At 67.6% G+C, this 26,428-nt stretch carries 25 protein-coding genes and 1 tRNA gene; 3 read left to right on the top strand and 23 right to left on the bottom strand.

Annotation, left to right across the window (positions count from 1 at the left end; translation table 11 throughout):
- Positions 1-30 precede the first annotated feature (30 nt).
- Genes PFX90_RS01850 through PFX90_RS01885 form a run of 8 tightly spaced genes read right to left on the bottom strand, consistent with a single transcriptional unit; the run spans position 31 to position 7,186 of the window.
- Positions 31-228, bottom strand: a complete 198-nt coding sequence (locus PFX90_RS01850; RefSeq protein WP_285709885.1) for a hypothetical protein — start codon at positions 226-228, stop codon at positions 31-33.
- Positions 225-1,007 carry an MBL fold metallo-hydrolase gene (locus tag PFX90_RS01855; RefSeq protein WP_285709888.1) on the bottom strand — a complete coding sequence of 261 codons (783 nt, stop codon included), beginning with the start codon at positions 1,005-1,007 and terminating at the stop codon, positions 225-227. The genes PFX90_RS01850 and PFX90_RS01855 overlap by 4 nt, the downstream gene beginning before the upstream one ends.
- Positions 1,004-1,780: a TatD family hydrolase gene (locus tag PFX90_RS01860; protein WP_285709890.1), complete on the bottom strand. Its 777-nt coding sequence runs from the start codon at positions 1,778-1,780 to the stop codon at positions 1,004-1,006. The genes PFX90_RS01855 and PFX90_RS01860 overlap by 4 nt, the downstream gene beginning before the upstream one ends.
- Positions 1,780-3,333 carry a methionine--tRNA ligase gene (gene metG, locus PFX90_RS01865; protein ID WP_285709892.1) on the bottom strand — a complete coding sequence of 518 codons (1,554 nt, stop codon included), beginning with the start codon at positions 3,331-3,333 and terminating at the stop codon, positions 1,780-1,782. Before metG ends, PFX90_RS01860 begins: the two co-directional genes overlap by 1 nt.
- Entirely contained in the window at positions 3,326-4,282 is a 957-nt protein-coding gene (locus PFX90_RS01870) for a DNA polymerase III subunit delta' (protein ID WP_285709894.1), read from the bottom strand. Before PFX90_RS01870 ends, metG begins: the two co-directional genes overlap by 8 nt.
- A complete protein-coding gene (gene tmk / locus PFX90_RS01875) occupies positions 4,279-4,908 on the bottom strand; it encodes a dTMP kinase (protein ID WP_285709895.1) in 630 nt (209 codons plus the stop codon). Before tmk ends, PFX90_RS01870 begins: the two co-directional genes overlap by 4 nt.
- Complete coding sequence (locus tag PFX90_RS01880) at positions 4,905-6,092, bottom strand: D-alanyl-D-alanine carboxypeptidase family protein (protein ID WP_285709898.1); 1,188 nt, start codon at positions 6,090-6,092, stop codon at positions 4,905-4,907. The genes tmk and PFX90_RS01880 overlap by 4 nt, the downstream gene beginning before the upstream one ends.
- A gap of 53 nt (positions 6,093-6,145) precedes the next feature.
- A complete protein-coding gene (locus PFX90_RS01885) occupies positions 6,146-7,186 on the bottom strand; it encodes a lytic murein transglycosylase (RefSeq protein WP_285709900.1) in 1,041 nt (346 codons plus the stop codon).
- Between the two features lie 223 nt (positions 7,187-7,409).
- Between PFX90_RS01885 and PFX90_RS01890 the strand changes: the two genes are divergently transcribed.
- Positions 7,410-7,499, top strand: a tRNA-Ser gene (locus tag PFX90_RS01890).
- Between the two features lie 9 nt (positions 7,500-7,508).
- Here the strand turns inward: PFX90_RS01890 and PFX90_RS01895 are convergent.
- The 6 genes from PFX90_RS01895 to PFX90_RS01920 form a co-directional block, all read right to left on the bottom strand.
- Positions 7,509-8,135 carry a carboxypeptidase-like regulatory domain-containing protein gene (locus PFX90_RS01895; RefSeq protein WP_285709902.1) on the bottom strand — a complete coding sequence of 209 codons (627 nt, stop codon included), beginning with the start codon at positions 8,133-8,135 and terminating at the stop codon, positions 7,509-7,511.
- 27 nt (positions 8,136-8,162) lie between these two features.
- Positions 8,163-9,017, bottom strand: coding sequence for a class I SAM-dependent methyltransferase (locus tag PFX90_RS01900; RefSeq protein WP_285709906.1), 855 nt, complete (start codon positions 9,015-9,017; stop codon positions 8,163-8,165).
- Positions 9,017-10,429, bottom strand: a complete 1,413-nt coding sequence (lpdA, locus tag PFX90_RS01905; RefSeq protein ID WP_285709909.1) for a dihydrolipoyl dehydrogenase — start codon at positions 10,427-10,429, stop codon at positions 9,017-9,019. Before lpdA ends, PFX90_RS01900 begins: the two co-directional genes overlap by 1 nt.
- Positions 10,430-10,781: 352 nt before the next feature.
- A complete protein-coding gene (locus tag PFX90_RS01910; RefSeq protein WP_285709911.1) occupies positions 10,782-11,180 on the bottom strand; it encodes an acyl-CoA thioesterase in 399 nt (132 codons plus the stop codon).
- Positions 11,173-11,592, bottom strand: coding sequence for a hypothetical protein (locus PFX90_RS01915; RefSeq protein WP_285709913.1), 420 nt, complete (start codon positions 11,590-11,592; stop codon positions 11,173-11,175). Before PFX90_RS01915 ends, PFX90_RS01910 begins: the two co-directional genes overlap by 8 nt.
- A 49-nt stretch (positions 11,593-11,641) precedes the next feature.
- On the bottom strand, positions 11,642-13,087 hold the full coding sequence (locus tag PFX90_RS01920) for a 2-oxo acid dehydrogenase subunit E2 (RefSeq protein WP_285709915.1): 1,446 nt from the start codon (positions 13,085-13,087) through the stop codon (positions 11,642-11,644).
- 151 nt (positions 13,088-13,238) lie between these two features.
- On the opposite strand from PFX90_RS01920, the gene PFX90_RS01925 reads away from it, so the two are divergent.
- The gene (locus PFX90_RS01925) at positions 13,239-13,691 is read left to right on the top strand and encodes a universal stress protein (RefSeq protein WP_285709917.1); all 453 of its coding nucleotides are present in this window, start codon (positions 13,239-13,241) and stop codon (positions 13,689-13,691) included.
- A gap of 17 nt (positions 13,692-13,708) precedes the next feature.
- Here the strand turns inward: PFX90_RS01925 and rnr are convergent, their stop codons facing one another.
- The 8 genes from rnr to radA all read right to left on the bottom strand — a co-directional run bounded on the left by rnr (position 13,709) and on the right by radA (position 23,417).
- Entirely contained in the window at positions 13,709-16,003 is a 2,295-nt protein-coding gene (rnr, locus tag PFX90_RS01930; protein WP_285709919.1) for a ribonuclease R, read from the bottom strand.
- Between the two features lie 51 nt (positions 16,004-16,054).
- On the bottom strand, positions 16,055-17,599 hold the full coding sequence (proS, locus tag PFX90_RS01935) for a proline--tRNA ligase (RefSeq protein ID WP_285709921.1): 1,545 nt from the start codon (positions 17,597-17,599) through the stop codon (positions 16,055-16,057).
- 60 nt (positions 17,600-17,659) lie between these two features.
- Entirely contained in the window at positions 17,660-18,241 is a 582-nt protein-coding gene (gene phaR, locus PFX90_RS01940) for a polyhydroxyalkanoate synthesis repressor PhaR (RefSeq protein WP_285709923.1), read from the bottom strand.
- 88 nt (positions 18,242-18,329) lie between these two features.
- Positions 18,330-19,382: an alanine racemase gene (alr, locus tag PFX90_RS01945; RefSeq protein WP_285709925.1), complete on the bottom strand. Its 1,053-nt coding sequence runs from the start codon at positions 19,380-19,382 to the stop codon at positions 18,330-18,332.
- A complete protein-coding gene (locus PFX90_RS01950) occupies positions 19,375-20,988 on the bottom strand; it encodes an MFS transporter (protein ID WP_285711227.1) in 1,614 nt (537 codons plus the stop codon). Before PFX90_RS01950 ends, alr begins: the two co-directional genes overlap by 8 nt.
- A gap of 56 nt (positions 20,989-21,044) precedes the next feature.
- Positions 21,045-21,485 (bottom strand): iron-sulfur cluster assembly scaffold protein, encoded by a 441-nt coding sequence (locus PFX90_RS01955; RefSeq protein WP_285709927.1) that lies wholly within the window; start codon positions 21,483-21,485, stop codon positions 21,045-21,047.
- Complete coding sequence (locus PFX90_RS01960; RefSeq protein WP_285709929.1) at positions 21,482-22,036, bottom strand: CvpA family protein; 555 nt, start codon at positions 22,034-22,036, stop codon at positions 21,482-21,484. Before PFX90_RS01960 ends, PFX90_RS01955 begins: the two co-directional genes overlap by 4 nt.
- Positions 22,037-22,049: 13 nt before the next feature.
- A complete protein-coding gene (gene radA, locus PFX90_RS01965) occupies positions 22,050-23,417 on the bottom strand; it encodes a DNA repair protein RadA (RefSeq protein WP_285709932.1) in 1,368 nt (455 codons plus the stop codon).
- A gap of 75 nt (positions 23,418-23,492) precedes the next feature.
- Between radA and PFX90_RS01970 the strand changes: the two genes are divergently transcribed.
- Complete coding sequence (locus PFX90_RS01970; RefSeq protein ID WP_285709933.1) at positions 23,493-25,808, top strand: patatin-like protein; 2,316 nt, start codon at positions 23,493-23,495, stop codon at positions 25,806-25,808.
- Here the strand turns inward: PFX90_RS01970 and PFX90_RS01975 are convergent.
- Positions 25,805-26,425, bottom strand: coding sequence for a DUF6445 family protein (locus tag PFX90_RS01975; RefSeq protein ID WP_285709934.1), 621 nt, complete (start codon positions 26,423-26,425; stop codon positions 25,805-25,807). The genes PFX90_RS01970 and PFX90_RS01975 overlap by 4 nt on opposite strands.
- Between the last annotated feature and the right edge of the window lie 3 nt (positions 26,426-26,428).

Consider the following 26,428-nt stretch of genomic DNA (forward strand, 5'->3'; position numbering starts at 1 on the left):
TCAAGATGGATAATATATATTATGTAAAATTTATATCACAGCGGAGGCGGAGCCCTGCACGTACAGGAACCACTCGACGATCACGTAGATGCCGCCGAATATCACCACCCAGCCGAGCGCCATCTTGGCGAGTTGCCCCCAGCCGAGCCGGTGAGATGCCAGCGCGCTCATCGCCAGGATCAGCCAGCCGACGCTGGTCACGAGCGGCAGAAGCAATTCGCTGTTCATGCCGTCATCTCCAACCCGTCATAACCCACCGTCACGAAGTCCGGCACCTCGGTGCACAACGCAGCGTAATCCATGCTCTTGTCGAGATGGCTCAGCACCACGCGCCCGGCCTTGCACCTTTCGCCCAGTTCGATCGCCATGCCGAGATGCGCATGGGTCGGATGCGGCTCGCGGCGCAGGCAATCGCTCACGAGGATGTCGACCTTGTAGAACAGGTCGATCATCTCGTCGGAAATCGCGCTGAAATCGGTAGCATAGGCGATGCTTTTGCCATCGGCTTCGAAGCGGTATGCGGTGGTCTCGCCGGGGCCATGCGCCATCTGGCACCAGTCGACGCCGATACCGGCGATCATCCTCAGGCGATCGAGCGTGTCGATCGTGCAGATCGTGGGATAGCCCTCCTGTCCGGCAAAGACATATCCGAAGCGGTTGCGCAGCCGCCGCACGGTTTCAGTCGCGGCGAAACCCGGGATCGGCCCGCCGCGCCCATAGCGCAGCACCCTGAGATCATCGATGCCGTGGCAGTGATCGGCATGGTCATGCGTCCAGAACACCGCGTCGATATGGCCGATGCGGTTCGCCAACAGCTGCGCGCGGCAATCGCTTGAGGTGTCGACCAGCAGCCGCTTGCCTTCATCGCTCTCGACCAGGATCGAGACCCGCGTGCGGCGATTGCGCGGCTCGCCCGGATCGCAGTCGCCCCAGTCGCCGGTGCCGTCCGGCCCGCCCAGCCGCGGCACCCCGGTCGAGGTGCCCGAGCCGAGCATCACCAGCTTCATGCCTGCGCCTTGCTGAAAAGGTTGAAGAAATTGGCCGTGGTCACCACTTTGAGGTGTTCCACATCCGTTCCGCGCAAGGCTGCGACGAAGGCCGCAGTGTCCGCCACATAGGCTGGCTCGCACACCCTCCCCCGATGCGGAACCGGGGCGAGGAAGGGGCTGTCGGTCTCGACCAGCAGCCTGTCTTCAGGAATGGTCTTGGCGACCTCCTGCAACTCCTTGGCATTCTTGAAGGTCACGATGCCCGAGAGCGAAATGGTCAGCCCGAGCGCCAGCACCTTGTCCGCAAAATCGGCCGAGGCGGTGAAGCAGTGGATCAGCGCCGGGAAGGCCCCCTTCCCCATCTCCTCGGCGAGGATCGCGTGGGTGTCCTCCTCGGCGTCGCGGGTGTGGATTATAAGCGGCAGCTGAGTCTCGCGCGCGACGTCGATATGCATGCGGAACAGTGACTTCTGCGCGTCTCTGTCCGACTTGTCGTAATAGTAGTCGAGGCCCGTCTCGCCGATCGCGATGACCTTGGGATGGCGCGTCGCCTCGAGCAAGGCGGCGCGGCCGAGGTCCTGGTGCGCGTCAGCCTCGTGCGGGTGGATGCCGACGCTGGCGAAGACATCGGGATTGCGCGCGGCGGTGCCGACGACCTGATCCCACTCGGACTGGCGGGTCGAGATGTTGAGGAAGGCGCCGACACCCGCCGCCCGCGCGCGTTCGAGCACGCCCTCACGATCCTCGACCAAGCCCTTGTATTCAAGGTGACAATGGCTGTCGACCAGCATCACGCGTCCTCGGCGGGAAGCTCAAGCCGCGGGAACAGCGGGGTTGGCGCGGATAGCTGGTAGTCGCTCTCTGCGAGCGGCGAATACCAGTGGCTGCGGATCCCTTCGAGGGTGCGCAGATCGTCGGGAACACCCAGCATATCGAGCAGCCTGGCGCTGCTGGCCGGGATCACCGGGCTGATCGCGACCGCTAGCTGCGCGATGCAGATGTAGAGCGTGGCGAGCACGGTCTCCATCCGCTCAGGATCGGTCTTGCGCAGCGTCCAGGGGGCCTGCGCGTCGATATAGGCGTTGCAGGCGAACACCGCCTGAAGCCACGCCTCGACCGCCTGCTGGAGCGCAAGGTTTTCGAAAGCCTCAGGGATTTCGGTGGTAATCGCCCGGTCGACGGTTTCGAACAACGCGGTGTCCGCCGCATCGTGGCCGCGGATCGCGGGAAGGTAGCCCTCAAGGTTCTTGGCGATGAACCCGAGCGTCCTCTGCGCAAGGTTCCCGAAGGCATTGCCAAGCTCGCCATTTGCCCTTTGAACAATGGCTTCGGGCGAATAGCTGCCATCCTGTCCGAAGGCGACTTCGCGGATCAGGAAGTAGCGCAAGGCGTCTACCCCGAAGCGTTCGGCCAGCGCCACCGGATCGGTGACATTGCCGAGCGACTTCGATTCCTTCTGCCCGCGATTGAGCAGGAACCCGTGGCCGAACACCTTCTGGGGCACCGGCAGCTTCGCGCTCATCAGGAAGGCCGGCCAGTAGATCGTGTGGAAGCGCACGATGTCCTTGCCGATGAGGTGCAGGCTGGCGGGCCAGAAATCGCCCATATCGTCAGGATAGCCGAGCCCCGTCAGATAGTTGGTGAGCGCGTCGACCCACACATACATGACGTGGCCGTCGCTGCCCGGCACCTTCACGCCCCAGTCGAAAGAGGTGCGGCTGACCGAGAGATCGCGCAGGCCCTGCTCGACAAAGGCGATCATCTCGTTGCGCCGGCTTGCCGGTTCGAGGAAGCCGGGGGTCTTCAGCAATTCAAGCAGTTGGCCTTCATACTTCGAAAGCCGGAAGAACCAGCTTTCCTCGACCGTCCATTCGACCGGGGTGCCTTGCGGGGAGAGCTTCTCGCCCCCCTCGCCCTCGACCAGTTCGCTCTCGTCGTAATAGGCCTCGTCGCGGACCGAGTACCAACCTTCGTAGCGATCGAGGTAGAGATCGCCATTGGCCTCCATCGCCTGCCAGATCGCCTGGCTGGCGCGGTGGTGATCGGGCTCGGAGGTGCGGATGAAGCGGTCATAGGACACGTTCAGAGCATCACACATCGCGCGGAAATAGCCCGACATTTCGTCGGCGAGATCGGCGGGGGTGCGGCCCTGTTCCTCGGCTTTGCGCGCCATCTTCAGACCGTGCTCGTCGGTGCCGGTCTGGAACCGCACGCGGCGGCCCGAAAGGCGCTGGAAGCGCGCGATCACGTCGGCCGCGATCGCTTCGTAGGCGTGACCGATATGGGGCTTCCCGTTGGGGTAGCTGATCGCGGTGGTGATGTAGAAGGGGGTCGTCTCAGCCATGGGCCGGTTCGCTAGCGGGGGCGGCGGCGACAAGCAAGCTGCCGATCTCGAAGGGGAGCAGGGAAGGATCGAAATTGGCCGTCGGCGCCTCGGCGGCGAGATGGACCAGGGCGGCGTGGGTCTCGATCAACTTCGCGCGTCGGGCCGGGTCTTCCGCTGCGCGCGCAGCACGGGCGGCGAGCGACTGGGCAAGATCGAGCACCGCCTGCACCCGCTCGCGTCCGGCGCGCGGGCCGATCAGCCGGGCAAGCTCGCCGCGCCCGGTCATCCAGTTGTCGCCGCTCGCCAGCAGCGCCGAGATGGCGCGGGCGATGGGGGCCAAGTCCTCCTCGGCAAAGCGCACGGCGGCGCCGAACGAGCCCTCCGCCGCAGCAATCGCCTGCGGGTCCGAGGGCAGCCCTGCTGCGTGCAGCATCGCGCCGAGCTGGCTGTCCGTCAGCACCGGGAAGCGCAGGGTGCGGCAGCGCGAGCGGATCGTCGGCAGCAGGCGCGCAGGGCGGTGGGTGACGAGCAGGAAGAAGGTGCCTGCGGGCGGCTCCTCGAGGCCTTTGAGCATGGCGTTGGCGGCGTTGCGTTCGAGATCGTCCGCCGGATCGATGATGATCGCCCGCCTGCTCCCCAGCGTCGGCCGGGTCGTCAGGCGGCGCTGCATCGCGCGGATCTGCTTGATGCGGATCGAGCGGGCGAGTTCGAAGGGCTTGCCCTCGGCCTGCGCCTTCTCGCCCTTGTCGTCCTTGGGGCCGTAGGTGAGGGTGATGATGTCGGGGTGCTCGCCCGCAGGCTGCGGCACGCCGGGTTCAGCGACCAGCTCGCGCGCGGCGGCCATCGCGAAGTCGCGCTTGCCCAGCCCCGCCTTGCCCGCGAGCAGCCAGCCATGATGCATCCGCTCGCCGCCCAGCGCATCGCGCCATGCGCGCCAGGCTTCGGCGTGGTTGGGCCAGTCGGTCACGGGAGCAAATCCCCGAGTGCGGCGAGGATGCGGGCGTGGACGTCCTCGGGTGCGCCGAGCGCGTCGATCCGGGCAAAGCCCTGCGGATCGGCTTCGGCGAGCGCGCGGAAGGCGGCGGCAACGGCGCGGTGGTATTCCGCCGGGCGCCCCTCGATGGCGTCGGCCGCTTCCCCGCGCGCGGCGAGCCTGCCCGCGAGCGCCGCCTCGTCACCCTCGAGCAGGATCACCCGGTCGGGCCGCAAGCCGTCGCTACCGAAGGCGTGGAGCGCGGTGATCGCCTCGTCGCCGAGGCCCCCTGCCCCGCCCTGATAGGCGCGGCTCGAATCGACGAAGCGGTCGCAGATCACCCACTCGCCCCGCGCGAGCGCCGGGCGGATCAGGTGCGCGACATGATCGGCGCGCGCGGCAGCGAAGAGCAGGGCCTCGGCCTCAGGCGGCCAGCCCTCGCCGGGGGGAGACAGCAGCAGCGCGCGGATTGCCTCGGCCCCCGGCGTGCCGCCCGGCTCGCGGGTGACGACGACGGTGAGGCCGCGCGCGCGTAGAGCCTCGGCGAGCAGGCGCGCCTGGGTGGACTTGCCCGCCCCCTCCCCGCCCTCGAAGGCGATGAAGCGGCCCGGCACGCTCACGAGAACAGTCCGAAGGCGGCGTTGACAATCCGGTCGAGCGGTCCGGCGGTGCCGACGCTCTCCGCCGCGTAGAGCGGAATACGCGCCGGGGCGACGCCCTCGGCGGTGACTTCCAGAACCGCGACTTCCTGCCCGGCGGCGATCGGCGCTTTCAATGGCCCCTCGTAGCGGATCGTCGCGGACAGCGGGCTGTTGCTCCCCTTGGGCAGGTTGATCGCGACCGATCCGGCGGCCTTCAGCGCGAGCGAACGTGCGTCGCCGCCCTGCACCCGCGCCTCGCCCACCACCGCGCCCGGCGCGAAGAGCTGGCGGCGTTCGAACGCCGAGAAGCCCCACTCGACATAGGCCCGCGCGATCTTCGCCCGCAGCCGCCCGTTGGGCACGCCCGCCAGCACCAGCACCAGCCGCTGGCCGTTCCTGCGCGCGGTGCCGAGGTAGGAGAAGCCCGCCTCGTTGGTGAAGCCGGTCTTGATCCCGTCCGCGCCCGGCACGCGCCCGATCATCGGATCGTGATTGACCTGCGCGATGCCTTTGTAGTCGAGCCCTGCGCGCCCGATGTAATAGCCGAACTTGTCCGGATGCCGCGTGATCATCGCCCGCGCGAGCGCGACGAGGTCGCTCGCGGTGGTGAATGTGCGGCCCTCGTCGGGCCAGCCGTTGGGGCTGGCGAAGTGGCTCCCGGTCATGCCGATGCCGAGCGCGGTCTGGTTCATCAGCTTCGTCCACGCTGCCACCGATCCCGCCTGTCCTTCCGCCAGCACCGCTGCCCCGTCATTGGCAGAGACATTGGCGATGCCGAGCAGCAGGTCATCGACCCGCACCTGCTCGCCCGCGTCGAGGAACATGGTCGAGCCCACCCGGCGCCAGTCCCGCGCGATCCCCGGGCTCATGGTGAAGACCTGCGCGGGATCGAGCTTGCCCTGCGATATCAGCTCGAAGGCGAGGTAGAGCGTCATCACCTTGGTGACCGAGGCGGGCATGAAGCGCGCATCGGGATGGCGGGCGTGGAGCACCTGCCCGCTGCCGAGGTCCACCAGCAGCGCCACCGGCGCCTCGGACGCGGTGGGGACGGCGGGGAGCGCAGGGGGGAGCATAAGCCCCGCATCGGGCATCATCGCGCGGGCAGGCACGCTCAGCAAAAGGGCAAGAAGCGTCAGGGCAAGCGGCAGCAATCGGGAGAGCATCACGCGCGTCGCTATATCGGCCCCCATCCCCCTTGGCGAGGCGGGCTGGCGCATCAGTTCACGATTTCGTCAGCCAGCAATCCGACGCTCAGGGCATAATAGCTCGAGCAGTTGTATTCGAGGATCGCGCGGTAGTTGCCGGTGAGCAGCCAGGCGCGGGTGCCCGGGCCGTCGGGCTGGAAGAAGGCGGTCATGACGTTGTCGCCGAGCGGTCGCAGGGGCTCGATCCCGGCTGCGCGCCATTCCTTGACGGTCATCCAGCGGCTGAGACGTTCGTGGACGCGCGGGCAGACCGGCGAGACGAGGCGGGTGCGATAGGCCGAGGCATCGAAGTCCGGCGGCACCGCGGCGGCCACGCCCCATGGCTCGCCCGGACGCCATCCGGCGTCGCGGAAATAGTTGGCGATCGAGGCGAAGGTGTCGGGCCGGTTGGTGAAGATGTCCGCCCGCCCGTCCCCGTCGCCGTCGGTCGCGAGGCGCAGGTAGACGCTGGGGAGAAACTGCGGATTGCCGAAGGCGCCCGCGTAGGAGCCGACCAGCTGCTCGCGCCCGTAGCCCTTCTCGGCGATCTTCATCAGCGCGACGAACTCGCCCGCGAACAGTTCGCGGCGGCGGCCTTCCCACGCCAGCGTGGCCAGCGAGCGGGCAAGGTCGAAGTCGCCCTTGACCCGGCCATAGCTGGTCTCGTGCCCGAAGATCGCGAGGATGATCGGCGCGGGCACGCCGTAGCTCGCCTCGATGGCGGCGAGGGTGCTCTGGTGCTGGCTGTAGACCGCTCTCCCCCCGTCGATCCGCGCGGCATCGACATGGGTGCGGATATAGTCGGACATCGGCGGATAGCCCCGCGTGGTGGCGCTGCCGGGCTGGTTGTTGTCGAGCGCGATCACCCGCGGATTGGGGGTGAGCCCGGCGGTCATGCGATCCAGCGTATCCTCGCGCACGCCCTCTGCGCGGGCGCGGGCCTTCAGGAGCTCGAGATAGGCGTCGAAGGGAATCCCGTCGGCACTCGCCTGCGCGGTCGCGGGCGCAGAGGCGGGCGGCGCGGTGAGCGCGACCAGAGCAAGCGCGGCGGCGGCGAGGAGGCGGGGAATCATGCGCATAGGGATGTCACACCTTGGCTGAATTCCCAACAACGGGTTCGCGTTTGTCACCCCTTAGGGTGGTGACATTGCCGCCGTTCGGCGCTAGCCGATTGCGACATAGGACAGGTGGCCGAGTGGTTTAAGGCAGCGGTCTTGGAGTCGGAGGCGCGACAAGCGCCGGAGACGTCGCCGCAGGTGACAATACCGCCGTTCGGCGCTAGCCGATTGCGGCATAGGACAGGTGGCCGAGTGGTTTAAGGCAGCGGTCTTGAAAACCGCCGTAGGTGCAAGCCTACCGTGGGTTCGAATCCCACCCTGTCCGCCAGCCCCCGCGTCAGCCCATCTCCGGTCGGTCCACCGGCCTGATCCGGCCGACAATGATCGGACAGCCCCATTCGCTGCTCTCTTCCGTGAATTGAACCTCGCCCAGGTTGAGCGAGCGGTCCACGATGGTCAGCTTCGGGCCTTGCGCAGAGTAGCCGCAATCGCCTTCGACATAGAGCGTGTAGGTTCCGGGCGCGAGGTTCGTGAACGCGAATTCTCCCGGCATCGTCTTGATTCTGCGGCGCTTGGACTTGCCGTTGTCGGAGTAGAGGGTGATCTTGCTCGCATAGCGATCATTGAGCTGCCCTGAAATTGCATATCGCGGCGCAGCTTCATCCGGCACTGTCTGGCACGCCGCGCTCGCCAGCGCGAGCGAAGCACCCGCGGCGGCGACCATCCGGCGTCCCGTGCTGCGACCTGACGGCTTCAGCCTGACCACGCCGCCCCGCCCAATCTCTGCGCGCACGCAGGCCTCTTCCTCGCGCGCCAGCAGCGCCTCGGCCTCCTCGATGGTCAACGCGGCCAGATCGTGGATCACCTTGTCGCAAGTCGCGCAGTGACGGTGGCAACCGCGTGAGGACATGTCTTCCCATCGCTCGCTGCACGGTTCGGGAAACTCGACCTTCAGATCCGACATAGCCCTGCTCCTTTACCGTTGCTGCCCCTAGGCCTTGGCGCTCACGAGCCACGCCTTGCAATCCAGCATCACGCCCTCGCCCGCGCGGTGGTGGCGAGCGAACATCGCGGCGAGATCGGTGCGGGCGGCGGCCAGCACGTTCTCGCCCTGTTCGGCAAGGATGCGGCCTGCGGCCATCGAGGCGAGGACGAAGTCGGTTGCCTCCCCGGGTGTCGCGACGGGGCCGCCGACGGGCTGCTCGCCCTGATAGGCCTCCGCTGCAAAGCCGGTGAAGCCCGCAGCCGTGAGCACCTCTTCGAGATATCTGAGGTCCTCGAACGCGAAGGGCCCCGGCGCGCGCGGTACGGCGGGCGGCACTTCGACATGGGCGCGGACCACGCCCATCACCTCCATCATCCACGCATTGTCGCGCGGATGGGCCCAGACGGCGAAGTCGATCCTTGCGCCGGGTGCGAGCATTGCGCGCAGATTGGCGAAGGCCGGGACAGGCTCGGGGAAGAACATCGAACCGAAGCGCGAGAACAGGCGGCCGAAGGGCGCCTCATCCAGCGTCGCGTTGGCCGCATCGGCGCAGACGAAGCGCGCGCTGCTGCCCGCCGCCGCCGCCCGCGCCTCGGCCTGTTCGATCAGCATCGGCGCGATGTCGAGCCCGAGCGCCGCTCCCTCGGGGCCAACGGCTTGCGCAATCGCCAGCGTCGTCGCCCCGCCGCCGCAGCCGAGATCGAGCACCCGCTCGCCCGGCACATAGCCCGCCCGTGCCAGCAGCGCCTTGCCGATGGGGGCGATCATGCCCTCGAAGCGATCGAGGCTGGCGAGCCAGCGCGCGCCCATCTCGCCCGCCCAGTCCTCGCCCTTGAGGGCCTCGGGGGACGCTTCGCCCATCAGAAGTGCAGCGCCCGCCCGTAGGCGTCGAGCACGCTTTCGTACATCATCTCGCTGAGCGTCGGGTGCGGGAAGACGGTCTGCATGAGTTCCGCTTCGGTGGTCTCGAGCGTCTTGCCGACGGTGTAGCCCTGAATCAGCTCGGTCACTTCCGCGCCGACCATGTGCGCGCCGAGAAGCTCGCCGGTCTTGGCGTCGAACACGGTCTTGATGAAGCCCTCGGCCTCGCCCAGCGCGATGGCCTTGCCGTTGCCGATGAAGGGGAAGTTGCCGACGCGGACCTCGTAGCCGGCCTCCTTCGCCTTGGCCTCGGTGAGGCCGACCGAGGCGACCTGCGGGTGGCAATAGGTGCACCCCGGGATGTTGCTGCGGTTCAAGGGGTGCGGGTGGACTTCGGTGTTGCCCAGTTCCTGCGCGATGGCTTCGGCGGCGGTGACGCCCTCGTGGCTCGCCTTATGCGCCAGCCACGGCCCCGGGGTGCAGTCGCCGATCGCCCACAGGCCCTTGGACTTGGTGCGGCCATAGGGGTCGATCTGGATGAAGCCGCGGTCCATGTCGGCGAGGCCTTCAAGACCGATGTTCTCGGTATTTGGCACGATCCCGATGGCGACGATCACGTGGGTGAACTCGCTGGTGGCCGACGCGCCCGACTTGTCCTTGATGGTGGCGGTGATGCCCTTGTCCGAGACCTTGATTGCCTCGACCCCGGCGCCCGTCATGATCGTGATGCCCTGCTTCTTCAGCGACTTCTCAAGGAAGCTGGACAGGTCCGCATCCTCCACCGGCACGATCCGGTCAAGCATCTCGACCACGGTCACTTCGCTGCCGAGATCATTGTAGAAGCTGGCGAACTCGATCCCGATAGCGCCGGAACCGATCACCAGCAGCTTGGCGGGAAGCTCGGTCGGGGTCATGGCGTGGCGATAGGTCCACACGCGCTTGCCGTCGGCGGGGGCGAAGGGCAGGTCGCGGGCGCGCGCGCCGGTGGCGACGATGATGTGCTTGGCCGACAGGGCTTCCTCGCCCTTGTCCGATTTCACCGTCAGGCTGGTCGGGCCGGTCAGCGTGCCCTGCCCCATGTGCACGGTGATCTTGTTCTTCTTCATCAGATGCGTGACGCCCTGATTGAGCTGCTTGGCCACCCCCCGGCTGCGCTTGACGATCGCGGCCAAGTCCGCCTCGATCTGGCCAGCGACCTTCAGACCGTAATCGCCCGCGTGCTGCATGTAATGAAAGATCTCGGCCGAGCGCAGCATCGCCTTGGTCGGGATGCAGCCCCAGTTCAAACAGATGCCGCCCAGATTCTCGCGCTCGACAATCGCGGTCTTCAATCCGAGCTGCGCGCAGCGGATCGCCGCGACATAGCCGCCGGGGCCCGAGCCGAGCACGATCACGTCATATTCAGTAGCCATAAAATCCCTCGGCAAAAATCAGCGTGAGCGAAAAATGATTGCACGTGCAACCAGCAAGACGGGCAAGAGCAACACTGCAAAGACAATCGCTCCGCCAACTGTGTATTCGGGAAGAAGTCTTACCGACATGAAGCATGCCAACGCGTAGGCCAATAGAAAGAGCCATGCTCTACCCCCACGGTCTCCGCTATTTTCCATCCCTTTGAGCATGTAAAACAGGGGTATGAGGAAAAGCATGAAATACCCGATGCCGCGTACTGCGCTTCGAAGGTAAGGAAAGACCATCTCTGTCATAGGGTGAGGCCATTCGCGCTCGCAACCGCTCCAGCGGCGTCATACTTACTGGCCATCGTCAGTCATCCTTGGGGAGGAGGAGTTGGGGATTGGCGAGCAGGGCGCGCGGGCGCCCGTCCTCGCCGATCAGGACGAATTTGAAGGTGCCGCGCGCGACGGTCTGGGTCGCCTCGCCATTGCGCTCGCGCGCGACGGCCTCTGCGGCGATGGTGAGCGAGGTGTTGCCGGTGGCGAGCACGTCGCAATAGACCGACAGCTCGTCCCCCACCGCCATCGCACCTGGAAACGCGAAGTCGGTCGCCGCGACGACCACGGCCTTGCCCTGCCCGACGCGGCTCGCGAGGCTGCCCGCACCGAGCGCCATCTGCGCCATCAGCCACCCGCCAAACACCCCGCCATAGGGGTTGGTGTCGGCCGGCATGGCGGTGACGCGGATGAGGGGGGAGCGGTCAGTCATGCGCGGGTTCCATCTCGCGGTGACGCTCGACGAAGTGCCACCACAGCCACGCGGCGACGGCACCGATCATGCCGAAGATGAGCGCGGCGCCCAGCGCCGTCTCGGCGTCCGGCAGCGAAAGCAGCGCCGCGGGCCCGCCGCTCGTGACAGCGCCGATGGCGATCAGCCAGCCGAAGCGGGGCTCGGGCAGGAGATGGCCCAGCAGCACCGCCGGGAACGCCAGCGCGATGCCGACCGGCAGGGCAATGATCGTCGCATAGACGAAGGTGATATAGGCGAGGCTCCAACCCTTGATCAGCGCATCCTCCGTTGCCAGCGCAAGGGAGACGAGCGCCACCAGTGCACCGATCGCCGGCGCGATGACCGGCACCGCCAGCGCCGCGCGCCCTCCGAGGTTCAGGCGATCGAACATCAGCCGGCTTTCGCCCCGGGTGCCAGCCTGCCGACTGACCACTCGATCATCACACCACCAGCCCCATCGGGTTCTCGACGAGGTTCTTCAGCGCTTCCATCAGCTGCGCCCCGTCCGCGCCGTCAATGGCGCGGTGGTCGAAGCTGCCGGTGGCGCTCATGACGGTGGCCGCGACGATCTGGCCGTCCTCGACCCACGGGCGCTGCTCGCCCGCGCCGACTGCGAGGATCATCGCCTGGGGCGGGTTGATCACCGCGTCGAACTGCTTGGTGCCGAACATGCCGAGGTTCGACAGGCTCGCTGTCCCGCCCTGGAATTCGTGCGGCTGCAGCTTGCCGTCCTTGGCCTTGTTCGCGAGCGCCTTCATCTCGGTGCTGATCTCGGCGAGGCCTTTACGGCCCGCGTCGCGGATGATCGGGGTAATCAGGCCCGAGGGCGCAGCGACCGCGACCGAAATATCCTGCCGGGTGAATTGCAGCAGCGTGTCGCCCTGATAGCTCACATTGCACTTGGGCACGCGCTGGAGCGCCCGGGCGAGCGCCTTGATCAGGAGGTCGTTGACCGAGAGCTTCACGCCGTCGGCTTCCAGCGACTTGTTCAATTCGCCGCGCAGCTTGAGCAGCGCATCGAGGCGGATGTCGACCGTGAGGTAGATGTGCGGGATGGTCTGCTTGGCCTCGGTCAGGCGGCGGGCGATGACCTTGCGGACGTTGTTGAGCCTCTGGACCTCGTAAGGCGCATCGAGATCGCCGCCCAGGCTGGCGACCGGCGCAGGCGCGGCGGCAGGAGCGGGCGCGCTCGCGGCGGGAGCGGGTGCCGGAGCAGCAGCGGGAGCAGCGGCAGCGCTCGGCGTGAAGTTCTCGACGTCCTCCTTGACGATCCGGCCATTGGGGCCGGTGCCCTTGACCAGTGCCAAGTCGATGCCCTTGTCGGCCGCGATCCGCTTGGCGAGCGGCGAGGCGATGATGCGCTCGCCCGAGGCGGCCGGAGCGGCAGCGGCGGGCGCTGCGACGGGTGCAGGTGCGGGTGCAGCGGGCGGAGGCGTCCCGCCGCCTTTGAGGATCGCCGCCTCGACATCCTCCTTGGTGATCTTGCCCTTGGGTCCGGTGCCGGTGACGCTGGCGAGGTCGATCCCCGCCTGCTCGGCCATCTTCTTCGCGGTCGGTGTGGCGGCGGGGGCATCGGAGGCCTCTGTGGCTGACGCCGCCTCGGCAGCAGGCGCGGCGGGTGCAGCCGCAGGCGCCGCTTCCTCGCCCTCGACCGCAAGCCGCGCGATCACCGCGCCAACCTTCACGCCCTCGGTGCCCGCTTCGATCAGGATCTCGGCGATCACGCCTTCATCGACCGCCTCGAACTCCATCGTGGCCTTGTCGGTCTCGATCTCGGCCATCACGTCGCCCGAGGCGACCGTGTCCCCGACCTTCACCAGCCACTTGGCGAGCGTCCCCTCTTCCATGGTGGGCGACAGCGCCGGCATCTTGATGTCGAGGGCCATGATCCGATGAAACTCCCGTAGAACGATCCTTGGGCCTGTCTCTGGCCAATTCCCTAGCGTCGGGCAAGGCCCCGAATCGTCAGGAAGCGCGCAGGGCTTGCCAATCCATACGAATGCATTGATACCCCTGAGCCCAACGGGGCCCGAGACGATGCGCACATTCCTGGTCATCATCGACGAGAGCGAGGAAGCGACCTCCGCGCTGCGCTATGCCGCGCGGCGGGCCGTGGCGGTGGGGGGCGCGGTGCATCTGCTGGCGCTGGTGCCGCAGCAGAACTTCTCCGCTTTCGGCGCGGTGCAGGCGACCATCGAGGCCGAGGCGCGTGACCGGGCCGAGATGCTCGCGCATGGCGTGGCGGGCAATCTGCTGGCCGAAAGCGGGATCATGCCGACGATCTCGGTCAAGACCGGTTCGGGCCAGAAAATCGTCAGCGAATTTCTCGCCGAGCACCCCGAGGTCGGCGCGCTGGTGCTGGGCGCCGCCAAGGGTGCCGCCCCGGGCCCGCTGGTGACGCATTTCTCGGGCGCGGCGGGAAGCCTGCCCTGCCCGCTCTACATCGTCCCCGCCGATTACGACGAGACCAAGAGCGACCACACGGTCTAGCGCGACGGGCTCCCTCCCTACTTCTTGCGGCCCTGATGACGGATATTGCCGGGCCGCCCGCGCTTGCCGACCATGAACTTGCCCGCATTCTTCGGAGGCCCGCCCGCGCCGCGCCGTTCCTGCGGACGGTTGCCGCGCGGCTCGATCCGGCCGGTGTCGGCATCGGGGAGGACGAATTTCAGCGATCCGGTGAGCGGGTTGGCCTCGGCGAGTTTCAGCTTCAGCCGGTCGCCGGTCGCATAGGTCGTGCCGCTATCGCTGCCGACGAGCGCCTTGGCGGCCTCGTCATGGCGGAAATATTCGCCCCCGAGGGTGGAGATCGGGACAAGGCCATCGCCGCCCAGCCCGACGATGGTGGCGAAGAAGCCGAAGCTCTGCACCCCGGTGATGCGCGTGTCGAACACCTCGCCCACCCTCCCTGAGAGCCACGCGGCGACATAGCGGTCGATGGTGTCGCGCTCGGCCTCCATCGCGCGGCGCTCGGTCTGGCTGATCGCGTCGGACACCTGTTGCAGGCTGGCGCGGTCGCGGTCCGAGAGGCCGGAGGTGGCCGGGATCGACCCCGGCGGCGCGGGCTGTTCGAGCTTGTAGGCATCGACCAGCGCGCGGTGAACGAGAAGGTCGGAATAGCGGCGGATCGGGGAGGTGAAATGGGCGTAGGAGCCCAGCGAAAGCCCGAAGTGCCCGGCATTGGCGGGGCCGTAATAGGCCTGCGTCTGGCTTCTGAGCACGGCCTCCATCACCAGCGCGCGCTCGGCCTCGTCGGAGATGTCCTTGAGCATCCGGTTGAACAGGCCCGGCGTCACCACCTGACCTAAGCTGAGCTTCTTGCCCATCGTGGCAAGGTAATCGCGCAGCGCGATCAGCTTTTCGCGGCTCGGCGGTTCGTGGATGCGGTAGACGACGGGTGCGGTCTTGGCCTCGAGCGCCTTGGCCGCCGCGACATTGGCGGCGATCATGAAATCCTCGACCACGCGGTGCGCATCGAGGCGCTCGCGGATGGCGATTTCGGCAATCTGGCCCTTGGCGTCGAGCACCACGCGGCGTTCGGGGAGTTCGAGCTCCAGCGGATCACGGGCATCGCGCGCGGCGGCGAGTGCCTTCCATGCGGCCCAGAGGTTGGCGAGGTATTCGGGCGGATTGCCCGCGTCCACCAAGCCTTGCGCGTCCTCATAGGCGATGTTGTGCGCGATCCGCACCAGCGCGCGGGTGAAGCGGAACGAGCTGACCTTGCCATCGGCATTGATGTGCATGTGGCAGGCCATCGCAGCGCGGTCCTCGCCCTCCATGAGCGAACACACATCGGCGCTCAGCACCTCGGGCAGCATCGGCACCACGCGGTCGGGGAAATAGACCGAATTGCCGCGCTTCCTCGCCTCGCGGTCGAGCGCCGAGCCGGGGCGGACGTAGAACGAGACGTCGGCGATTGCCACGAGGGCGTTGAACCCGCCCTGCCCGTCCGGCTCGGCCCAGATCGCGTCGTCATGGTCGCGCGCGTCGGCGGGGTCGATCGCGACGATGGGAAGGTGCCGCAGATCCTCGCGCGCCTTGTCCGACAGCTTCAGCTTCGCCGCACGCGGGGCCTCTTCCAGCACCTCCTCGGGGAAGATGTGCGGGATGCCGTGCTTGGCGATGGCGATGAGGCTGAAGCTGCGCGGGGCGAGCGGATCGCCAACCACCTCGATCACTTTCACCCCGGCGCGTTCGGATCGGCCGACGCGCTCGGCGATCACCAGCTGGCCTTCCTCGGCCTCGCCGCGATCGGCGATGGGCGCGGACTGGCGCACGCGCTTGTCGACGGGGGCGAGCCACGCCTTGCCGGTGCGGTCGATCTCGACGATCCCCATCAGGCCTTCCGTGCGCGCGGGGAGCTTTTTCATCGGATGCGCGATCCAGCCCCGCTCGGTTTCCTCGGTCCGGGCGAGGATGCGGTCACCGCGCTTGAGCGCAGGCGGCCGCTTCGCGCCGCGCATCTTGGGCTCGCGCACGATCAGGCGCGGCGGCTTGCTCGGTGCCTCGGGGTCCCAGTTGTCGGGTTCGGCGATCAGCTCGCCGTCATCAACATCGACGATCCGGAGCGTCGTCACCTTGGGCACCCCGCCCATCCGGTGGAAGGCGCTCTTGCTCCCGTCGATCAGGCCCTCTTCCGCCATGTCCTTGAGCAGGGCCTTCAGCTTGATCTTCTCCTGCCCCTTGAGCCCGAAGGCCTTGGCAATCTCGCGTTTGCCGGCGGGAATGTCGGAGGACTGGATGAAGTCGAGCACCTGCTTGGGCGTCGGCATCCCCTGGGGGAGCTTGGGAAGTTTGGGCATGGTCAAGCCCCTAGCCCAAACACCCCGACAATGCGAGCGCCAGGCACGCGCCTAGTAAGCCCGCGCCACCAGAATGCGCTCGGTCGCAGGTGCGCCGGTGAAGATGCAGGCACCGCTAGCCGGCTCGGCGCCGCGCGGGACGTTGCGGATGGTGAGCTTCACCGCCTTGAGCTTCTCGACGACCGCTTCGAGCGCTGCACCGGTCGGCTTCGACCACTCGACTTCGACCCAGCCCGGATACTTGCCGCCCTTCTCGAAGTGATCGACCACCGCCTGCCAGTCGGTGACGCCGCGGGTGATATTGGCATCGCGGCGGGCTTTGGCTTCTTCGTAGAGGCCTTGCTGGACCGCCTCGAGCAGCGCGCCCGCTTCGGCGACGAATTCGGCGTGCTGGGGATAGGTGAAGGCGGGCTTGCCGTTGGCCGCGTTCCAAAGCTGGTCGCGGCGCAGCACCGCGATCTTGCCCTCGGCCATGTCGCGCGGGCCGACCTCGACGATGAGGGGCGCGCCCTTCCTCACCCAGTCCCAGCGCTTGGCCGCGGACTTGCCGGGCTTGGTGTCGAGCAGCACGCGCACCCGCTCGCCGAGCGCGGTTTGCGCGGCGAGTGCAGCGCGCACGGTTTCGCAGTAGGCGATCAGCTCCGCGTCTTCCGGCGCCTCGCGCAGCATCGGAATGATGACGATCTGCTGCGGCGCGATCGCGGGCGGCACGCGCAGCCCGTCATCGTCGCCGTGGGTCATGATGACGCCGCCGATCAGGCGGGTCGAGACGCCCCAGCTGGTCGTGTGGCAGAACTGCTGCGTGCCCTCGCGGTCCTGGAACTGGATGCCTGCCGCATGGGCGAAATTGGTGCCCAGATAGTGGCTGGTGCCCGCCTGCAATGCCTTGCCGTCCTGCATCATCGCCTCGATCGACCAGGTCTCGACCGCGCCGGGGAAGCGCTCGTTCTCGGGCTTCTCGCCCGCGATCACGGGGAGCGCCAGTTCATCCTCGGCGCAGGCGCGGTACATTTCGAGCGCGCGGTGCGTTTCGGCGAGGGCATCCTCGCGGGTCTCGTGCGCGGTGTGACCTTCCTGCCAGAGGAATTCGCTGGTGCGCAGGAACATCCGCGTGCGCATCTCCCAGCGCACAACATTGGCCCACTGGTTGGTGAGCAGCGGCAGATCGCGCCACGATTGCACCCAGCGCGCCATCGCATCGCCGATGATCGTCTCGGAGGTCGGGCGCACCACCAGCGGCTCTTCGAGCTTCGCCTCGGGATCGGGGATCAGCCCGCCCTTGCCGTCGGCGATCAGCCGGTGGTGGGTGACGACCGCCATTTCCTTGGCAAAGCCTTCGACATGCTCGGCCTCGCGGGTGAAGTTGGCGAGCGGGATGAACAGCGGGAAGTAGCAGTTCTGCACTCCCGCCGCCTTGATCCGGTCGTCCATCAACCGCTGGATGCGCTCCCAGATGCCGTAGCCCCACGGCTTGATCACCATGCAGCCGCGCACCCCCGATTCCTCGGCGAGGTCGGCGGCGGAGATGACCTCCTGGTACCACTTGGCAAAGTCGTCTTCGCGCTTGACGGTGAGCGCGTGGCGGATCTGGGACACGGGTGCTGGCTTCCTGCTTGAACGTTTGCGGCTATTACCGCCGGCGCGCCGCCCTTCGGGCTATTTGCCGAGTTCGTCCAGTTTCTTTTGCATCGCCGCCATCTGTTCGCGCAGCGCCGCAATCTCGCCCGAGGTGTCGGCGGCGGGCTTTGCCGGGGCCTTGTCCTTCGCCTTGCCGAGGCCCGGCATGAAGGCATCGGCGGCCGCGCGCATCATCGCCATGTTGGTCTCGTGGATCGCGGCAAAGGGCGTCGCGCTGATGCCTTTCTCGAAGGCCTCGCGGATCTTGGACTGGTTCTCGCGGAAATTGGCCATGCTGGCTTCGAGATAGGACGGCATCAGCGCCTGCATCGAATTGCCGTACATGCCGATCAGTTGCCTGAGGAAGCTCACCGGGAGCATCTGCTGCCCGCCGCTCGCTTCCTCGTCCATGATGATCTGGGTCAGGATCTGGTGGGTGATGTCATCGCCGGTCTTGGCGTCGAGCACTTGGAACTCGACATTCTCGCGCACCATCCGGGCGAGGTCTTCCAGCGTGATGTAGCTCGAGGACGCGGTGTTGTAGAGCCGCCGGTTGGCGTATTTCTTGATGATGATGGCATCGCCGGCTTCACCGGTTGCGGCCGCTTTCGTCCTTACCATTAGTTGCTTGACCCCGCGTTATCTTATCTTTCGATAGGGCATCTTAGCACTTGCACAAGCTGCGGTGCAACAACAACGCGGTGAACCGTTAACGTGCCCGCAGGCGAGGGCCGATGGTGGTGAGCAGTTCGTAAGCCGACAGCGCGTTTTGCTGCGCAGCATCGGCGATGTTCCAGGGCACGTCGAGCCAGTCTCCGGCGGCAAGATCGGGGCCTGCGGCCAGATCGACCACCACCATGTCCATCGAGACCTTGCCGAGGATCGGCAGCGCCCGGCCAGCGTGGAACAGCGCATTGCCCGGGCCCCTCGCGCGCAGAAACCCGTCGGCATAGCCGATCGAAACCGTGCCGACCCGCATATGGGTAGGGGCGATGAAGGTCGCGTTGTAGCCCACCCCCTCGCCCGGCGCGAGGTTGCGGGTCTGGAGCAGCTGCGCCTGAACCTGCGCGACAGGACGGATGTGCTCCGCCAGCTCCTCGCGCGGGACCCCGCCATAAAGCGCGAGGCCCGGGCGGGTGAGATCGAAGGCGAAGGACTCGCCGAGGCCAATCCCGGCACTGTTGGCGAGGCTGAGGCGCCGGTGCGCGATGGACTCGGCCGCCTCGGACAGCAATTCGGCCTGCATCCGGTTCATCGCGGTGCGCTCGTCGGCGCTGGCGAGGTGGCTCATCAGAATGTCGATGTCGAGCGCGGCGATGGCCGGATCGCCTGCCTCGGAAAGCGCTATGCCGAGGCGGTTGATGCCGGTGTCGACCATCAGGTGGCACCGTCCCCCGCCGGTCGCCGTCCACAGCCGTGCCTGATCGAGCGAATTGATCACTGGCACCGCTCCCGTGGCACGCGCATAGGCGCAGTCGGCCTCGGTCAGCACGCCGTGGAGCACCGCGACTTCGCCGCCGGGCACGTGGGCAATGACGCCCGCGACCTCGCTCAAATGAGCGACGAAGAAATTGCGGCAGCCCGCATCGCGCAGCGCGGGAACGCAGGTGTCAACGCCAAGACCATAGGCGTCGGCCTTGACCGCTGCCCCTGCTGCGCCTGCACCCGACAGCGCATCGAGCGCGCGCCAGTTGGCGGCGAGCGCTGCGGTATCGACCGTCAGCCGCAAGGTCGGCGGCGGCGGGGCGAGCGGCTCAGTCATCGGCAAAATCTCTCGGCGGTCCGTCCGGCAGACCCCACCACGCCACCACCACCCCGAAGGCGACCACGGCCCAGGTGTACCACAGCCCCGCATAGACATCGCCGGTGGTCGCCACGATGTAGGTCGCGATCAGCGGGAGGAAGCCGCCGAGATAGCCCGCGCCGATGTGGTAGGGGATCGACATCGAGGAATAGCGGATCTGCGGCGGGAACATCTCCGACAATAGCGCCGCGACCGACCCGTAGGTCAGCGCCGAGAGCAGGCCCAGTGCCAGCAGCAGCGCCACGATCCCGACAATGTTGACGAAGGGCGGCACCTGCTTGGCAAAGCTGTAGCCGCGCGCTTCGAGATAGGCCTGCACCGCGGCGCGCTGACCTTGCGCGGGCGTCACAGCGAGATCGAAGCGCTCGGTGCCGACGGTGATCGCTACGCCCTGCCCTGCCGCGACGGTGTAGGGCACGCCGAGTGCGGTCAGATCCTGAAGCAGCCTGCCGCAAGGAGTGGCCTGTTCCTCGGCAAAGGCATCGAAGCTGCACTGGGTGCCAACCACCGCCACGGGCGCACTCGCCGCCGCCTGACGCAGCCCGGGATTGGCCAGCGCGCCCAGCCCCCAGAAGATCGGGAACAGCAACGCAAGGCTCGCCAGCGCGCCGACGATGATCGGCTTCTTGCGCCCCACCCGGTCCGACCACTTGCCCACGATGACATAGAAGCTCATCGCCACCAGACCCGAGACCAGCAGGACAAGGTTCACCACCTGATCATCCATCCGCATCGGCCCCTTGAGGAACGACATCCCCGAGAAGAAGGCGGTGTACCAGATCGTGGTCAGCACGCCGGTGATCCCGAACAGCGCGACGAAGATGCGCTTCTTGTTGCCGGGATAGGTGAAGCTCTCGATGAAGGGGTTACCGGCCATCTCGCCCGCCTCCTTCATCGCCTGAAACACCGGGCTCTCGGACAGCTTGAGGCGCATCCAGAGCGAGATGCCGAGCAGCGCCAGCGAAAGCAGGAAGGGGACGCGCCAGCCCCACGCCTTGAAGGCCTCGGCCGGGATCAGCAGCTGGCAGCCCAGCACCACGATGATGCTAAGCACGAAGCCGCCGACGACGCTCGCCTGAATGAAGCTGGTGTAGAAGCCGCGCTTTTCGGGCGGGGCGTGCTCGGCGACATAGACCGCCGCTCCGCCATACTCGCCGCCGAGCGCAAGGCCTTGCAGGATGCGCAGGAACAGCACGATCAGGGGAGCTGCCAGCCCGATCGAATCCGCGGTCGGCACCAGCCCCACGCCCGCCGTCGCAATGCCCATCAGGGTGACGGTGACGAGGAAGGTGTACTTCCGCCCCAGCCGGTCGCCCAGAAAGCCGAACAGGATCGCGCCCAGCGGGCGGAAGCCGAATCCCACGGCAAAGCCCGCCCACACCAAGAGCACCTCGAGCGTGGCATTGTCCGAGGGAAAGAAGGCCGCGCCGATCAATCCGGCGAGGGTGCCGTAGATGAAGAAATCGTACCACTCGAAGATGGTGCCGGCGGATGATGCGCCGATCACCAGGCGGATTTCGCTCTCGCTCGGCTCGCGTTGGCTGAGTGCCTGCGCCTCTCCCATGATGTCCCGATCCCCTGTTGTCGCCATGCGGCTGCGATCTCTCTTGGCGCCCGTCCCTAGCGAGTGCCTGTCCCGAGCGAAAGCGCCGTGCGGGCCGCCGTCCACGGCAATAGCAGCGCGCCGTGGCGGCCCGGATGATCGCGGGCGGGAGCAAGTGCATCGATCCCCGGCCAGTCGGGCAGCGCGCCCTCGCCCGCGAGCCAGAGTTCGAGTGCTTGCGCTGCGGCTTCGACCGCGTGTCGATCGCGCCCCGCCGCGCCCTCGGCGAGCAACGCCGCCGAGGCCTGTCCGATCGCGCAGGCGCTCACCTTCATGCCAACCCGCGCGATAGCCCCCGCCTCGTCCAGCGCCAGCCCAAGCGCGATCACGCTGCCGCAGCTGCGCGAACGCGCTTCGGCCCGCAGGGGCAGGTCATCGTTCAGCGGATAGTTCGCCAGCCCGGTCGCCAGACCCAGCAGGGCCGGCGAATAGAGCCTCGCCGCAGCACGCACCGTCACTTCAGGCGCTTCTTGTAGCGCGCCGCGACAGCCTCCCGCGCTTCCTCCTCGCCGCGCAGCCGCTCGCGCCGCACCGCGATGGCCGGGAGCAGCTGGCGCGAGAAGGCGTCAGCCGCGGCATAGGTGCGCGCGGTGGTGATCCATTCGGGGCGGCCCTTGTAGCCCCAGCTCTCGTCAAAACCCGTGACCAGCATGGCAAAGGCGAAGACCGCCATCAGCGCGCCCTTGATCGCGCCGAAGCCGAAGCCCAGCACGCGGTCGACGGGGCCGAGGATCGCCCCGTCCGACGCCCCGCTCGCGGTGCCGATGATGACCTTCATCGCCGCGTAGGGGATCAGCAGCAGCAGCGCGAAGGCGAACAGCGAGACCGTGGGTTCGGAGCGGTAGAAATTCTTAAGCCCCTCGGTCAGCGCCGGGTGCATGAAATGCAGCGCCATGGCGGCCATGATCCACGAGGCTAGGCTCAGCACCTCCTGCACCAGCCCGCGCACGAAACCGCCGATCGCGGCGATCACGACGATGACGGCGATGATGATGTCGAGCACGGCCATGGGAGGCCCACGATTATGCGTTGCCCATCACCTGGTCAACGACGTTCGCGAGGGCGGACAGACCGCGGTAGTCGGCGCCGCGCTCGGCGTTGGCGCCGCCTGCGGGGCCATAGCAGCGCGCAAAGCCGAGCTTGGCCGCCTCGCGCAGCCGCAGCGGCGCGTGGGCGACAGGGCGGATCTCGCCCGCAAGGCTGACCTCGCCGAACCATGCGGTCTTGTCGGGCAGCGCGCGGTCGGCGAGCGCCGAGACCAGCGCTGCGGCCACGGCCAGATCGGCCGCGGGATCGGTCAGGCGATATCCCCCGGCGATGTTGAGGTAGACTTCGGCCGAGGAGAAATTAAGCCCGCAGCGCGATTCCAGCACCGCGAGCAGCATCGCGAGCCGTCCGCTATCCCACCCCACCACCGCCCGGCGCGGGGTCGCACCCGATTGCAGCCGCACGATCAGCGCCTGGATCTCGACCAGCACCGGGCGCGTGCCCTCCAGCGCGGGGAACACCGCAGAGCCCGCCAGCGGCGTCTCGCGGCCCGAGAGGAACAGCAGCGAGGGGTTGGCGACCTCCTCCAGACCTTCGCTCGCCATCGCGAAAACCCCGATCTCGTCGACCGCGCCGAAGCGATTTTTCAGAGCGCGCAGGATGCGGTACTGGTGCGAACGCTCGCCCTCGAAGCTCATCACCACATCGACCATGTGTTCGAGCACGCGCGGCCCCGCGATGGTGCCGTCCTTGGTGACGTGGCCGACGAGCACCAGCGCGCAGCCTGATTCCTTGGCGTAGCGGATCAGCTCAAGCGCGCAGCCGCGCACCTGGCTGACGGTGCCGGGCGCGCCTTCGATGGTGTCGGAATGCATGGTCTGGATCGAATCGATTACCAGCAGCGCGGGTGGCTCGCCCTGCCCCAGCGTCGTCAGGATATCGCGCACCGAGGTTTCAGAGGCGAGCCGGATCGGCGCGTCGGCCACCCCCATGCGCGAGGCGCGCAGCCGCACCTGCCCCGCCGCTTCCTCGCCGCTGACATATACGACGTCATTGCCCCCGCGCGCGATCGTGGCCGCGGTCTGGAGCAGCAGGGTCGATTTGCCGATCCCCGGATCGCCGCCCAGCAGCACCGCGCTTCCCGGCACCAGCCCGCCGCCCAAGGCGCGGTCGAATTCGGCAAGGCCGGTAGACTTCCTCACCGGCAGCTTCGTCGGCGCATTCAGCGGCTCGAACGCTACCGCGCGCCCGCCGCTCGACAGGTCGTGCTTCTGCGAGAACACCGTCGCGGGGACATCCTCGATGAGGGTGTTCCACTGCCCGCAATCGGCGCATTGCCCCTGCCAGCGGTGCGACACGCTCCCGCATTCCTGACACACATAGCGACGCTTGGTTTTTGCCATATCTTGCGTCCCATACCGAGAACAGATGAAGAACGCAATTGCATTGCGCGTGTCGCCCGCGCTAGACAGCTGCCGATGCGCCAGAAGGAACTGCGCCTTGCTCTTGTGTGCTACGGCGGGGTCAGCCTGGCGGTCTACATGCACGGCATCACCAAGGAGGTCTGGCACCTCGCCCGCGCGAGCCGGGCGTTCCACCATCCGCAGGCGGTGGCGCTGGACGGTGTGGCGGCGGCCTATCGCGATTTCCTCAAGACCATAGAGCGTGATCACGGCCTCCAGATCCGCGTGCTGCCCGACATTCTCACCGGCGCGAGCGCCGGGGGGATCAACGCGGTGTTCCTCGCGCAGGCGATCCACGCCGGGCACAGCCTCGAGCCGCTGACCGACCTGTGGCTCGCCAATGCCGATGTGAGCGAGCTGACCGACCCCGAGGCCGAGCCGATGTGGCGCTATGCCAAGCTGTGGGCGCAGCCGATCGCCGAGTGGTTCCTGTCGCGCCCCGGCAATGCGGTGAGCGCCACGGTCTCGCCCGAAACCCGCGCCGAGGTGCGTGCTAAGGTTTCCAAGCTGGTGCGCGGGCGGTGGTTCAGCCCGCCTTTCTCGGGCGCGCGTTTCTCGGCGATGCTCTACGAGGCCTTCATGCGCATGGCCGAGGAAGGCGACCGGATCCCGCTGCTGCCGCTGGGCTATCCGATCGACCTTGCGGTGACCGTCACCGATTTCCGCGGCCACCCCGAAACGCTGCGCCTGAACTCGCCCCCGCAGGTCGAGGAGACCGAGCACCGCCTGCCGATCAATTTCCGCGCGCGCGTGGGCGAGAACGGCTGCGCCCCGCTCGCCGATCCGCTCGAACTGGTGCTCGCCGCGCGTGCGACCGCGAGTTTCCCCGGGGCTTTCCCGCCGCTCACCTTGGCCGAGATCGACGCGCTGGCCGAGGCCGAACAGCACGACTGGAGCGGGCGCGCGGCCTTCCTCCAGCGGGTCATGCCCACCCATGTCGAGCGCGGCACGGTGAGCGAGGTCGCGCTGATCGACGGGGCAGTGCTGGTCAACGCGCCCTTCGGCGCTGCGCTCTCGGCGCTCTACGGCCGTCCCGCCCAGCGCGAGGTCGACCGGCGCTTCGTCTATCTCGACCCCCGCCCCGATGGCGGGGCGGCGATGACCGGGCCTGCGTCACGCAAGGTCGGCTTCTTCGGCGCGATCTTCGGCTCGCTCTCGACCATCCCGCGCGAACAGCCGATCCGCGACGATCTCGAACGCATCGAGCACCAGTCGCGCGATGCGGCGCGGCTGAAGCGGATCGTGATGGAATTGCAGGGCGATATCGACCGTGCGGTAGAAAAGCTGTTCGGCTACACCTTCCTGCTGGGTCGCCCCAACCCAAAGCGTCTCGCCGGATGGCGCGCCAAGGCGCAGCAGGCCGCGGCGGAGCGCGCGGGCTATGCCTTCGGTTCCTATGCGCTGGTGAAATTCGACGGGATCCTTGAGCAGCTCGCGCGGGTGACGCTGAAGGCGGCGGGGCAGCCGCTCGGCGATCCCATGCCGCTGGCCCACGCCTTTCGCTGCGAGCTCGAGGCGCGCGGATTGGGGCTGCTGACCGATGCGGGTGGCGGGGCGACGCAGGGCGCGATCGCCTTCTTCCGCGCGCATGACACCGGCTTCCGCATCCGCCGCCTGCAACTCCTCGCCCGCAAGCTGGCGCGCGACTGGCAAGTCGATCCGGGGATCGCCGAGGACGCGCTCGACCGGGCGCGCGACCGGATCTACGAGATCCTCGCGATCTACCTGCGCGCCGACGAGGATGTGCAGCACGTGGCCCGCTTCCGCGAACTGGCGGGCAACGCCGTGCAGCACCCCGGCGCGGTGCTCGATTTCCTCGCGACCCAGCGCCTGCTCCCCGCGACCGACCTTGCCGCCGAGGAACTGCTGATCGACGCGCTCGAGGACATGCCCAAGGAACTGAAGCGCCGGATGCTGCTGACCTATCTCGGCTTTCCGTTCTACGATGTCGCCACCCTGTCACTCTCGCGGCGCGAGGGGCTGGACGAATACAACCCGGTCAAGATCGACCGCATCTCCCCCGACGATGCGCTCTCGATCCGCGAGGGCGGGACGGCGGCGACGCTGCGGGGAATCGAGTTCTACAATTTCGGCGCCTTCTTCAGCCGCGACTATCGCGAGAACGATTACCTGTGGGGACGCCTCCACGGGGCGGAGCGAATGATCGATCTGCTCGCCTCGACCGTCACCGGCGGCGTTTCGGCCGAGGCCTTGCGCGAGGGCAAGCGCGCGGCGTTTCTGGCGGTGCTGGAGGAGGAGGAGATCGTCGGACGCTGCCAGCGCGGACTGGTCGAGCAGATCAGGGCCGAGGTGCGCGAGAAGCTGGGTTAGGCTACGGCTGCGAAGAACAGCAACATCACGAGGCGCGATTCTTCGGCGCTGGTGCCGAAGCCCGGGGCGGCGTTGTGGAACTGCCAGGGCGAGAACAGCAGCAGGCGGTTGAAGCGGGCGGGAATGCGCAGGGTTCGCTCCCACTTGGCGGGGAGAGTCGTGTCCTTGTTGACCACCTCCTCTATGAGGGCATTGATGTCGGCATAGCCGCTCGCAGCGATCCGCGCCGGGTCCTGCGGCACGGCTTCGAGCCCGGTGCGGCGGTGACGGAAGAAATCGGTGCCGCCCGCGTCAGGCTTCGCGCAGTCCTCGGGGCGCGAGAGGTAGAGGATGCCGCTATAGGCCGCAGGGTCGATATGCACCCCGCTTTTGCCCTTGGCGCCCTTGCTGGTGAGGCGGCAATGCCCGTGCTGGGTGCCGGGCGCGGGGCCGAGCTTTACGCCCAGCAGGCGCGAGACGGCCGCGTCGATCGCCGCCGTATCGAGCGGCGCAGAGGAATTGAGCCCCGGGAAATTGCCGTATTGTCTGGCCGGATCATACTCCAGCCCCAGCGCCGCGCGGCGCGCCGACCACGGGTCCTTCAGAAAATCGTCGATGATGAGGAGCGAAGGAAGCACTTT

The sequence above is a fragment of the Erythrobacter oryzae genome (assembly GCF_030271515.1).
Classification (GTDB): Bacteria; Pseudomonadota; Alphaproteobacteria; order Sphingomonadales; family Sphingomonadaceae; genus Erythrobacter; species Erythrobacter oryzae.

Coding starts and splice junctions, on each gene's coding strand:
- PFX90_RS01850 (WP_285709885.1), bottom strand. CDS start 228: ATGAACAGCGAATTGCTTCTGCCGCTCGTGACCAGCGTCGGCTGGCTG.
- PFX90_RS01855 (WP_285709888.1), bottom strand. CDS start 1,007: ATGAAGCTGGTGATGCTCGGCTCGGGCACCTCGACCGGGGTGCCGCGG.
- PFX90_RS01860 (WP_285709890.1), bottom strand. CDS start 1,780: ATGCTGGTCGACAGCCATTGTCACCTTGAATACAAGGGCTTGGTCGAG.
- metG (WP_285709892.1), bottom strand. CDS start 3,333: ATGGCTGAGACGACCCCCTTCTACATCACCACCGCGATCAGCTACCCC.
- PFX90_RS01880 (WP_285709898.1), bottom strand. CDS start 6,092: ATGCTCTCCCGATTGCTGCCGCTTGCCCTGACGCTTCTTGCCCTTTTG.
- PFX90_RS01885 (WP_285709900.1), bottom strand. CDS start 7,186: ATGATTCCCCGCCTCCTCGCCGCCGCCGCGCTTGCTCTGGTCGCGCTC.
- PFX90_RS01895 (WP_285709902.1), bottom strand. CDS start 8,135: ATGTCGGATCTGAAGGTCGAGTTTCCCGAACCGTGCAGCGAGCGATGG.
- PFX90_RS01900 (WP_285709906.1), bottom strand. CDS start 9,017: ATGGGCGAAGCGTCCCCCGAGGCCCTCAAGGGCGAGGACTGGGCGGGC.
- lpdA (WP_285709909.1), bottom strand. CDS start 10,429: ATGGCTACTGAATATGACGTGATCGTGCTCGGCTCGGGCCCCGGCGGC.
- PFX90_RS01910 (WP_285709911.1), bottom strand. CDS start 11,180: ATGACTGACCGCTCCCCCCTCATCCGCGTCACCGCCATGCCGGCCGAC.
- PFX90_RS01915 (WP_285709913.1), bottom strand. CDS start 11,592: ATGTTCGATCGCCTGAACCTCGGAGGGCGCGCGGCGCTGGCGGTGCCG.
- PFX90_RS01920 (WP_285709915.1), bottom strand. CDS start 13,087: ATGGCCCTCGACATCAAGATGCCGGCGCTGTCGCCCACCATGGAAGAG.
- PFX90_RS01925 (WP_285709917.1), top strand. CDS start 13,239: ATGCGCACATTCCTGGTCATCATCGACGAGAGCGAGGAAGCGACCTCC.
- rnr (WP_285709919.1), bottom strand. CDS start 16,003: ATGCCCAAACTTCCCAAGCTCCCCCAGGGGATGCCGACGCCCAAGCAG.
- phaR (WP_285709923.1), bottom strand. CDS start 18,241: ATGGTAAGGACGAAAGCGGCCGCAACCGGTGAAGCCGGCGATGCCATC.
- alr (WP_285709925.1), bottom strand. CDS start 19,382: ATGACTGAGCCGCTCGCCCCGCCGCCGCCGACCTTGCGGCTGACGGTC.
- PFX90_RS01950 (WP_285711227.1), bottom strand. CDS start 20,988: ATGGGAGAGGCGCAGGCACTCAGCCAACGCGAGCCGAGCGAGAGCGAA.
- PFX90_RS01960 (WP_285709929.1), bottom strand. CDS start 22,036: ATGGCCGTGCTCGACATCATCATCGCCGTCATCGTCGTGATCGCCGCG.
- radA (WP_285709932.1), bottom strand. CDS start 23,417: ATGGCAAAAACCAAGCGTCGCTATGTGTGTCAGGAATGCGGGAGCGTG.
- PFX90_RS01970 (WP_285709933.1), top strand. CDS start 23,493: ATGCGCCAGAAGGAACTGCGCCTTGCTCTTGTGTGCTACGGCGGGGTC.